The sequence below is a fragment of the Nocardia sp. genome (genome assembly GCF_025465275.1).
Lineage (GTDB): Bacteria > Actinomycetota > Actinomycetes > Mycobacteriales > Mycobacteriaceae > Nocardia.
In genome coordinates this window covers 1-9,970 of record NZ_JAODNK010000139.1, presented here as the reverse complement: position 1 = coordinate 9,970, position 9,970 = coordinate 1, and the positions used below count along the sequence as shown (strand labels likewise).

Sequence of the window (9,970 nt, the reverse complement as noted above, 5' to 3'; positions counted from 1 at the left end):
AGTCGGGCAGACCGCCCAGTAACGTAGTCACCCGTGCAGCTATCCGAACTCGTTCCCGACCAAGCCGTGCCCGATGTGGACCCGGACTGGCTGTACGAAACCTTCTCCGACTGGACCGGGTCGCAGGGTCTGACGCTGTATCCGGCGCAGGAAGAAGCGCTGCTCGAGCTGTTCACCGGCGCGAATGTCATTCTGGCGACGCCCACCGGCTCCGGTAAGTCGCTCGTCGCGATCGGCGCGCACTATGCGGCGCTCAATCGCGGGCAGCGCAGCTTCTACACCGCGCCGATCAAGGCGCTCGTCAGCGAGAAGTTCTTCGCGCTGTGCGAGGTGTTCGGTGCGGACAAGGTCGGCATGGTGACCGGTGATGCGGCGGTGAATCCGGATGCGCCGATCATCTGCGCTACGGCCGAGATCCTGGCCAATCTGGCGCTGCGCGAGGGTTCCAGTGCCAATGTCGGCCAGGTCGTCATGGACGAGTTCCACTACTACGCCGATCCGGATCGCGGCTGGGCGTGGCAGGTGCCGCTCATCGAACTGCCCGGCGTCCAATTCCTGCTCATGTCGGCCACTCTCGGCGAGATGGAGTTCTTCGGCGAGGATCTGCAGCGCCGCACCGGACGCGATACCGCCATTGTCTCCGGCGCGGAACGACCGGTGCCGCTGAGCTTTTCGTATGTGAAGACGCCCATTACCGAAACGCTCGAAGACCTGGTGACCACCAGCCTCGCCCCGGTCTATGTCGTGCACTTCACGCAGGCGTCGGCCATGGAGCGGGCGCAGGCGCTGATGAGCGTGAACTTCGCGTCCAAGGCGGAGAAGGACGCTATTGCCCAGGCGCTCGGCGAGTTCCGCTTCGCCACCGGATTCGGCAAGACGCTGTCGAAGTTCATCCGGCACGGTATCGGCGTGCACCACGCGGGCATGCTGCCCAAGTACCGGCGACTGGTGGAGAAGCTGGCGCAGGACGGGCTGCTGAAAGTGGTGTGCGGCACCGACACTCTCGGCGTCGGCATCAATGTGCCCATTCGCACCGTGCTGTTCACCGGGCTCACCAAGTACGACGGTGTGCGAACGCGCCGCCTCAATGCCCGTGAGTTCCATCAGATTTCAGGCCGCGCGGGCCGCGCCGGGTTCGACAGCATGGGCACGGTCTGGGTGCAGGCGCCCGAGCACGAGGTGGAGAACGCCCGTCGCATAGCCCGGGCCGGAGACGATCCGAAGAAGCTCAAGAAGGTTCAGAAGACCAAGCCGCCAGAGGGTTTCGTGTCCTGGTCGGAGGAGACCTTCGACCGGCTCATCGCGGCGTCGCCCGAGCCGATGGTGTCCCGGTTCAATGTGACCAATGCCATGCTGCTGAATGTGATTGCGCGCAAAGGCAATTGCTTCTACGCCATGCGGCATCTGCTGGAGGACAACCACGAACCGCGCGCGGCCCAGCGCAAGCACATTCTGAAGGCCATCAAGCTCTATCGCGCACTGCGTGCTGCCGGGGTCGTGCAGCAGCTCGACGAGCCCGACGAGTACGGCAGGCATGCCCGGCTCATGGTGGATCTACAGCGCGATTTCGCGCTCGATCAGCCGCTGTCACCGTTCGCGCTCGCGGCCTTCGAACTGCTCGACAAGGAGTCGCCCACCTACACGGTGGATGTGATCTCGCTCATCGAATCGACCCTCGAAGATCCGCGGCAGTTGCTCATGGCGCAGCAGCACAAGGCGCGTGGCGTAGCGATCGCGGAGATGAAGGCCGATGGGATCGAATACGAGGAGCGCATGGAACTCCTCGAGGAAGTCACCTGGCCCAAACCGCTCGGCGAGGAGCTCATCTACCCGGCCTACGAGACCTACAAGGCCGGTCATCCGTGGATTTCCGAGTTCGAGCCCTCCCCCAAGTCGGTGGTGCGGGAGATGGTCGAGCGGCAGCTCACCTTCGCCGAACTGGTCTCACAGTACGAGCTGGCACGCTCGGAGGGCGTGGTGCTGCGCTATCTCGCGGACGCGTATCGGGCACTGCGGCGGACCGTGCCGGAGCAGGCGCGCACCGAGGAGCTCGACGACATCACCGAATGGCTGGGCGAGCTCATCCGCCAGGTCGATTCGAGCCTGCTGGACGAATGGGAGCAACTCACTAATCCGGGCGCCGAGACCGATACCGAACAGGTCGCCTTCGGTGCGGAGACCGTCCGGCCCATCTCGGCCAATGAGCGCGCCTTCCGGGTGCTCATCCGCAATGCCCTGTTCCGCCGCGTCGATCTGGCTGCGCTGCAACGCTGGGACGCGCTGGAGGAGTTCGGTGACGAGCTGGATTGGGAGACCGAACTCGAGCCCTACTTCGACGAGTACCAGGAGATTCGCACCGGCCCGAACGCCCGCGGCCCGAAGCTGTTCCAGGTCGAGCAGCGGGGCGAGTTCTGGCATGTGCGCCAGGTTCTCGACGATCCGGCCGGCGACCACGGCTGGTCCATCGACGCGGTCGTTGATCTGGCCGAATCCGATGCCGCGGGTGAAGTGGTGTTCGACGAAGTCACGGTCGTGGCGGGCTGACGTTCACACTGCGGCGGTCACACTCTCGTAAGGTTGCGGGCCCGTCGACGGCGGGCCCGCGGCGTTAAGGTGACGTAATCGAACCTTCGCCGGTTCGTTTTCCAGGCCCAACCGCTGCTATTCTCGCTGGCTGTTGCCCGAGGCCGTTTCATGCGACCCGAACAGTGGGGAGTTCCCTTAGATTGACCGTCTCAAACCCGGCCGAGTCACCTTGTCTCGTCATCGACCTGAACCTGGTGCGCGTGAACTACCGCGCCCTGCATGCCGCGCTACCCGCAGCGCGAATTCGCTTCGCCGTCAAGGCGAGTCCCCTACCGGAGATCATCCGGCTACTCCATGACGAAGGCGCCGAGTTCGACGTCGCCAGCGTCGGTGAAATCGAACTGTGCCTCGCGCAGGGGGTTGATCCGGCCGTCATGTGCTACGGCAATCCGATCAAGAAGGCCTCCCATATCGCCGCCGCGTACGCGGCCGGGGTGCGCCGCTTCGCCTCCGACTCCGAGGGCGACCTGGAACGCATTGCCGAGCATGCGCCGGGCTCCGAAGTCGAGGTCCGGTTCCTGGCTTCGGCGCCGCAATCGCAGACGCCGTTCGGTGTCAAGTTCGGTTGTGCCCCCGGCGAAGCCGTGCAGCTACTGGTGCGTGCGCACGATCTCGGCCTGAAGGTCGGCGGACCGTACTTCCACGTGGGTTCGCAGCAACTCGATCCCATCGCGTGGCAGATCGGTATCGAACAGGCCGGGTCCATCGCGGAAGCGCTGGCGGTCAAGGACATTGCCGTGTCGACGGTGAATATCGGTGGGGGACTACCGATTTCATATGCCGACGCGGCCCCCGGCGTGGACGAGCTGGGCGCGGTCATCGCCTCGGCTGCGGCCCGCCATCTCCCGGAACACACCGCACTCATCGTGGAACCCGGTCGCGCCCTTGTGGGTAACACCGGTGTGATTCACGCCGAGGTGGTGAATGTTCGCCAAGCGCCGGACGGGCGGCGCTGGATATACCTCGATATCGGCCGCTACAACGGCATGGCCGAAACCGAGAACGAATACATCGCTTACCGTTTCCAGACCGATCGCGACAGTGATTCGATGGACGAAGCGGTGGTCGCCGGTCCAACATGTGACGGCGACGATGTACTGTATCAGCGCACGCGGGTCCTTCTTCCGACCACGTTGCGAGCCGGTGATCCTGTTCGGATCCTCGAGACCGGCGCCTATACGGCGAGCTATTCGTCGGTGTCCTTCAACGGTTTTCCGCCTTTGACTGTTCATGTCACTGGCGCTGAGCGAGAGTGAGTTTAGCCATGACGGCAGAATTCACCGGCTGGCATGTGCTGGCCGAGTTCGGTGGTGTCGACGCGGCCCTCTGCGACGACCTCGAACGACTCGAAGCCGCACTTCGAAAATCGTTGGTCGCCGCGGGGGTGACCATCTGTGATGTCGTGCGCAAGCAGTTCGAGCCGCAGGGTGTCACCATCCTGGCTCTACTGGCCGAGTCACACGCCTCGATCCATACCTATCCCGAATCGGGCGACATCTTCGTCGACGTATTCACCTGCGGCAGTATCGGCGCCGGCGCCACCAAGGCGGTCGAGCTGCTGCAGCAGGAGCTGGCGCCGAAGTCGGTGAATATGGAGGTCATCCAGCGCGGCCACAGCGCCCGCCGGATCCATGAGCCGGTCGGTGACGGTCTGACCCGGGTGTGGAACATGTCCGAGGTCGTGGTCGATACGAACACCCCGTACCAGCACATGATCATCGCGCGCACCGAGCAGGGCCTGTCCCTGTTCTCCGACGAGGATCGCCAGTCCACCGAGTTCTCGCAGCTCACCTACCACGAGGCCATGCTGGTCCCCGGGTACGCGCTGGCCGAGAAGCTGGAGAAGGTGCTCATCATCGGTTCCGGTGAGGGCGTGGCTTCGCAGATGTCGGTGGCCGCGGGCGCTTCACTCGTCGATCACGTCGATATCGATCAGCTGGAGGTGGAGCTGTGCGCCGAGCACCTCCCCTACGGCTACAGCCAGGCCGATCTGGCGGAGGCGGTCGCACAGACCGGCCCGATCAAGATGCATTACGCCGACGGCTGGGACTTCCTGGCCAAGGCCGAGGCCGCGGGCGTGCGCTACGACATGATCATCATCGATCTGCCGGACGAGCGCGTCGAGGATGCCCAGCACAACCGCCTGTACGAGGACGACTTCCTCAATCGATGTAAGGCGCTGCTGTCCGACGGCGGCGTGATGGCAGCGCAGGCCGGCTGTCAGACCATGTGGCGCAACGAAACTCTCAAGCGCTCCTGGTCCCGCTTCCACAATCTGTTCGAGACTGTCGTCCCGTACGTCAGCGACGAGCACGAGTGGACCTTCATCTTCGGTGTCACCAAGAAGATCGAAGACCCGGTAGCCAAGATGACCGCGACCCTCTCGACCCTCCCCTACAAGGCGGAGACCATCGACGAGCAGGCCCTGATCCGCGGCGCCATCGAGCCGCATGCCCTGCGCGTCGGCGCAACGGTCGGCTAGCCCAACCGCTCCACAGTGTGCCCGCACAGATCCCGATCTGTGCGGGCACACTTGTTTGCGTAACCGAGAATAGAGCCTCTTTTAGCTTAGGTTGATATAGTCAACCCAAGCTAAATCCACAGTAAGTCTCACTTACCGCTGCGAGGAGGGGCATGAGCTGGCCGTCGCATCCGATCGAGGAGCGCAGCTGGAATCCGCGCCAACGACAGGGCTCGCGGGCCGACCGCACTCTCGGCCGCATCTCGGTTTCGCTCCCGCCACGAATCGCAGACCTCGACTACGACCCGATCGGCAGCGTCGGTCGCAATCATGAGGCGGCGTTGATCGCGGTCGCTCGATTGGAGGCCGAGTTCGGGGCGCAACTTGCCCCGCTGGCAGACTTTCTATTGCGCAGTGAATCGGTCGCCTCTTCGAAGATCGAGCAGGTCGACGCCGGCTGGCGAGCGTTCGGCAAGGCCGTCGCGGGAGGTAAGGCCAGCGACGATGCCAAGTCACAGCTGGCAGCTGTCCAGGCGCTCATCGCGATGGTCGAGGCCGCTGGAACCGGGCCACTTACCCTGGACGGCCTGCTGACAGCGCACGGATTGCTGATGGCACCGGATTACTACGCGGCACGCGATTCGGGTCGGTTGCGCGATGTGCAGAACTGGATCGGCGGCAGTGATTACACGCCGATCGATGCAAGCTACGTACCTCCGCCACCAGAATTGGTGCCCGAGTTGATGAATGACCTACTGGCCTTCACAAACCGCACCGATCTGCCGATCCTCGCGCAGGCCGCCATCGCGCACGCCCAGTTCGAATCGATCCATCCCTTCACCGACGGAAATGGCCGCATCGGCCGCGCACTTATCAGTGCTGTACTGCGTCGCCGCGGCCTCACCCGGCGAGTAACCGTGCCGCTGGCGTCTGTCATGCTCGCGGATACCAGCCGATACTTCACGCTCCTCGATGGTTATCGCGACGGTCAGGTCGACGAGTTCGTCGAGTACCTATCCATCGGTACTGTCCACGCGAGTGAGGCAGCACAAGAATCGGCCCGAGCACTCGCCGATCTCCCCGCACGCTGGCGGGAGATCGTCCGACCGCGTGCGAAGTCAGCCGACGAGACACTCCTCTCGGTCCTGCTCGACACTCCAATCTTCAACGCGGACACCGCACAACGCCTCACCGGAACCGGCGATGCCAGCACCTACCGCGCGCTGGGCAAGCTCACCGAGTCCGGCATCCTCGAGGTGTTGTCCGAGAGCCAGCGCAATCGCATCTGGGCCGCTACCGATGTGCTGGCCGAGCTCGACGCACTGAGCGCCGCGATCGGCAGGCGCACCACTGATCATCTGCGATGACGCTGCTGCTGAGCCGAATCACCAAGGACGCAGCCGGATTCCGCTTCCACACAGGGCGCTAGCGCTGACCGGCAGGGTCGACGATCAAGGCGGCTTTGAGGTAGCTGCGGGCGCTGGCCCATTCGCGGTCGCGGTCGCGGTCGGGGTGCAGGCAGTCGCGCATGGCGAGGCCGCGGGCGGTGGCCAGGGCGAACATCATGAGCTGGGGTAGGTCGGGGCGGTCGGTGATTTCGGCGGCCAGTTTGCGGACTTGTTCGGCGATCTCGGTGTCGATGTCGTGTTCGACGTCGAGGAGTAGTTCGCGCAGTTCGGCGTCGGTGCGCGCGGCGGCCCAGAGGTCGAGGGCGGCGTGGTAGAGCGCGCCGGTGTGCAGATCCCAGACCGCGTCGAGTAATTCCTCGATGTCGGTGCTGTTCTCGAATTGGTCGCGTAGTTCGGCTTGGCGGCGCTCGGCCAGGCGGGCGATGGCGGCGGCAACCAGGGTGTTGCGAGTGCGGAAGTGATGCAGGTGCGCGCCGACCGACAGCCCGGCCCGCTCACTCACCTGCGCCAAAGTCAGGTTGGCATAGCCGGATTCGGCCAGGCAGTCGATGGTCGCGTCGAGCAGCGCCGCGCGGGTCTCGTCCCGGCGTTGCTGCTGGGTGCGCCGCTGCGGGCGGATAGCTGTCGTCGCGTCGCCGGTCACCTCGAAAACAATACGCCACAAACTTACATTGCATTAGTAACGTAACTTTAGTTACCGTATCGGTCATGAGCGAAGATGCCCGTGCCGCTGCCGATAGCCCTCTCGTATCCCTCGATCACCCCGTTCCGGGAGTGGCGGTGGTGACGCTGAACCGCCCGAGGTCGCTCAATTCGATCAATGACGCGCTAGCCGCCGAGATGGCGACGACCTTCACGCAACTGGCAACGGAGGCAACGGTTTCCGTGGTGATCGTGACCGGCGCGGGGCGCGGTTTCAGCTCCGGCGCCGACCTGACCGCCCTCGGTGCGGGCATCGGCGCCGAGGGGACGCAGTTGCGGCTGGACCCGATGGTCGACTGGATGCGCTGGGTCGCGCGGCCGTACGTGGCATTGAATCGGCTGCCGCAGTTGACGATTGCCGCAGTCAACGGCCCGGCGGTCGGCGCGGGCTGGGGGCTGGCCATGGGTTGTGATATCCGCATCGCCGATCCGTCCGCCAGCTTCTGCGCCACCTTCGTGCGCATGGGACTCGGCCCCGACTACGGTCTCTCCCGCACCCTGCCCGACACGATCGGCCAGGCCCGAGCCCTCGAACTCCTGGCCACCGGGCGAACGGTGGACAGCACTGAAGCGCTCCGGCTCGGCCTGATATCCGCCGTTGCCGACGATGTGATGGCAGCGGCCATGAGCCTGGCGGAGGCCATGGTGACCGCTCCCGGCCACGCCATCCGCTCCTTGAAGCAGACCGTCCGGCGCTCCTCGAATGCCGATCTGACCACAGTGATCGACGAGGTCGAGGCGACGGCACAGGCAGAGCTGTTCGCCCACCCCGACTTCCACGCTTCCGCCGCAGCCTGGCTCTCCCGATTCCAGGCCGATGCCACCGCATGATCCAGCACTACCGCGCGCTCGAGGCACCTACTCGATCGAACGTCAGATGGAGTTCTTCGGGCGCCCCGGCGCTGATACCGACCGCCGAGCGGACGACCGCGTCCGGGACCGGCCGGAAGTTCGTGACGCTTACCGTCGAGGTGAACCGCAGTAGCTCGTCCAGATCCCGTTTCGACCAATCCGGTTCGCGCAGAAGAGCTTCCAGTCCAGGCTCCTCGGAGAAGAACTTCGCGATGTATGCCAGTGCCCCGCGCGTGGTGTCCAGACCACCGGGCAGTGCGCGCGGGCCCACGTCAGCTCATCGTCCAATCGCGCACAGTGCTGCGCGTCGAACCAATCGAGTTGATCGAAGAAAGGCTGATGGCTGTCAGTCACGGCATGCTCCTTCGCAATTCCGCTCAGATTCCGCTCGCCGGACACCACGGTCAAGCTGATCGACGCGTCGATCACCTTGTGCGACAACCGATCAAGGTCATCACGGCAGCGCACATCGATGCCACCGCTACCAGCGAAACATCGGCAACGGCCTGGCCGGGTGCCGCAGCGCGTAGGGGGTGCCGCGCCGGAGCAGTGTCTGATGGAAGCCCGCGTACGGCAGTTCGGCGACAACCGCCTGCACCGTCGCCCTGCTCACCGGTCCGCGCAACAGCCCGCGGCTGACGTCGATGCGGTCCGCGATCCGGAAGGTTTCGGTGAGCCTGTCCCCCGCCGACCGAAGTCGATGATGTTCTCGAATCATCTTGTGCACTGCGGCAATATCGGTAACCCCGAAGCCGCCCGCGAGCTCGTCGGCCAGCGCGACCGAAGGCTCCAGATAGTCGATGGTGTTCGCCGTCCAGAGTCCCAGGTCGTGCACCGCCCAGGCCAGCGCAGCAGTATCCGGCAGCGCCTCGACCGCCAGCAGTTCCTGCTGATAGTTGACGCACCGCAGCACATGATTGCGGTAGGCATCGAGCTCAGGATCCAATTGCGTGCGGTATCGGCCGATTACGGCATCGACGATCGGATGTGCGGTGACAATCACGAACGCAACGCTAGTTCGTCCCCCCTGAATGAGGCGGGTCGATACTCTGGGTAATGGAACGACTCCTGCTGCGCACCGCTGCGATGTCGTCGGAGTCCGTCCGGGGCCGTATGGCTGGATCGGGTGGTACGGCCGCGAGTTTCATTACGCGGGAAGGACATCGGCTGATGAGGGTGCGGCGATGGATGGCGGGGGTCTTGGCATCGGCAGGGATCGGGGCGCTGGTGTGCGGAGTCGGGGCGACGCCGGCGCAGGCGGATCCGCTGCCGCAGTGGGCTCCGTTCGGGACCACGCTCTTCACCTTCGGCGATGCGAATTTCTGCGCCGGAATGATCAATATCGTGCTGGAGGCCACGCCGCGCATGCCCGGCCATCTGCTGGCGCACGTGACGCCGCTGGGGTATCTGAACGGGCCGTGCGGCAACCATGTGTCCCTGGGATGGCTGGGCTCGGCGGGCGGGCGGTCCCAGGATGTGTACGTGCACACCGGGGGCACCTGGGCGGGTGACACTGTGACCGTGGACCTTTGGGTGGGCATGGGCCTGGCCAAGCTCTTCGCGAACACCGCGCCGATCCAGAGCCCGTGGGTGGAGTGGTATCTCTGGGTGCCCTAGCTCAGCACCGGCTACGGCGAACCATGCCAGGATTGAAACGCGTTCTAGTTCCAATGAGCGAGATTGTCAATTCTGGAATTAACCTGTCCTACAAGTCTCTTTGCTGATTCCTGAGCCCTTCGACTGGCGCGATTTCTCCCACTTTTGTAACGTGTTCCGGTACGCCAAAAGGGAGGATCACCATGTCGACAACCCCATCGGGCCCCAGCGCGAAGATTCGCGAGATCGACGTGGGCGCGGCGCCCACCCGCTACGCCCGGGGCTGGCATTGCCTGGGTCTCGCCAGCACCTTCCGTGACGGCAAGCCGCACGCCGTCAATGCTTTCGGTACCAAGCTGGTCGT

The 9,970-nt window shown here is 64.6% G+C and carries 9 protein-coding genes and 1 pseudogene; 7 read left to right on the top strand and 3 right to left on the bottom strand.

Going from position 1 to position 9,970, the window contains the following annotated elements:
* The first annotated feature begins 33 nt into the window (after positions 1-33).
* From JWN03_RS30485 to JWN03_RS30470, 4 genes are all read left to right on the top strand, one after another.
* A complete protein-coding gene (locus JWN03_RS30485) occupies positions 34-2,544 on the top strand; it encodes a DEAD/DEAH box helicase (protein WP_297622231.1) in 2,511 nt (836 codons plus the stop codon).
* Between the two features lie 182 nt (positions 2,545-2,726).
* Positions 2,727-3,842: a type III PLP-dependent enzyme gene (locus JWN03_RS30480; protein ID WP_297622229.1), complete on the top strand. Its 1,116-nt coding sequence runs from the start codon at positions 2,727-2,729 to the stop codon at positions 3,840-3,842.
* Between the two features lie 8 nt (positions 3,843-3,850).
* Complete coding sequence (speD, locus tag JWN03_RS30475) at positions 3,851-5,068, top strand: adenosylmethionine decarboxylase (protein ID WP_297622228.1); 1,218 nt, start codon at positions 3,851-3,853, stop codon at positions 5,066-5,068.
* A gap of 152 nt (positions 5,069-5,220) precedes the next feature.
* Positions 5,221-6,414: a Fic family protein gene (locus tag JWN03_RS30470; RefSeq protein ID WP_297622227.1), complete on the top strand. Its 1,194-nt coding sequence runs from the start codon at positions 5,221-5,223 to the stop codon at positions 6,412-6,414.
* 58 nt (positions 6,415-6,472) lie between these two features.
* Here JWN03_RS30470 and JWN03_RS30465 read toward each other — a convergent pair whose 3' ends face one another.
* A complete protein-coding gene (locus JWN03_RS30465; protein WP_297622226.1) occupies positions 6,473-7,099 on the bottom strand; it encodes a TetR/AcrR family transcriptional regulator in 627 nt (208 codons plus the stop codon).
* Between the two features lie 65 nt (positions 7,100-7,164).
* Here JWN03_RS30465 and JWN03_RS30460 point away from each other — a divergent pair, with 65 nt between their 5' ends.
* Positions 7,165-7,989, top strand: coding sequence for an enoyl-CoA hydratase/isomerase family protein (locus JWN03_RS30460; RefSeq protein WP_297622225.1), 825 nt, complete (start codon positions 7,165-7,167; stop codon positions 7,987-7,989).
* Between the two features lie 7 nt (positions 7,990-7,996).
* On the opposite strand, the gene JWN03_RS30455 is transcribed toward JWN03_RS30460, so the two are convergent.
* Together JWN03_RS30455 and JWN03_RS30450 are read right to left on the bottom strand one after the other, a co-directional pair.
* Positions 7,997-8,281, bottom strand: coding sequence for a hypothetical protein (locus JWN03_RS30455; protein WP_297622224.1), 285 nt, complete (start codon positions 8,279-8,281; stop codon positions 7,997-7,999).
* A gap of 210 nt (positions 8,282-8,491) precedes the next feature.
* Positions 8,492-9,013, bottom strand: coding sequence for a hypothetical protein (locus JWN03_RS30450; RefSeq protein ID WP_297622223.1), 522 nt, complete (start codon positions 9,011-9,013; stop codon positions 8,492-8,494).
* Between the two features lie 53 nt (positions 9,014-9,066).
* On the opposite strand from JWN03_RS30450, the gene JWN03_RS30445 reads away from it, so the two are divergent.
* Together JWN03_RS30445 and JWN03_RS30440 are read left to right on the top strand one after the other, a co-directional pair.
* The gene (locus JWN03_RS30445; protein WP_297622222.1) at positions 9,067-9,627 is read left to right on the top strand and encodes a hypothetical protein; all 561 of its coding nucleotides are present in this window, start codon (positions 9,067-9,069) and stop codon (positions 9,625-9,627) included.
* A 182-nt stretch (positions 9,628-9,809) separates the two neighbouring features.
* Positions 9,810-9,970 (top strand): annotated as a pseudogene (locus JWN03_RS30440) (3-ketosteroid-9-alpha-hydroxylase); the annotation flags it as partial.

Coding starts and splice junctions, on each gene's coding strand:
- speD (WP_297622228.1), top strand. CDS start 3,851: ATGACGGCAGAATTCACCGGCTGGCATGTGCTGGCCGAGTTCGGTGGT.
- JWN03_RS30470 (WP_297622227.1), top strand. CDS start 5,221: ATGAGCTGGCCGTCGCATCCGATCGAGGAGCGCAGCTGGAATCCGCGC.
- JWN03_RS30460 (WP_297622225.1), top strand. CDS start 7,165: ATGAGCGAAGATGCCCGTGCCGCTGCCGATAGCCCTCTCGTATCCCTC.
- JWN03_RS30445 (WP_297622222.1), top strand. CDS start 9,067: ATGGAACGACTCCTGCTGCGCACCGCTGCGATGTCGTCGGAGTCCGTC.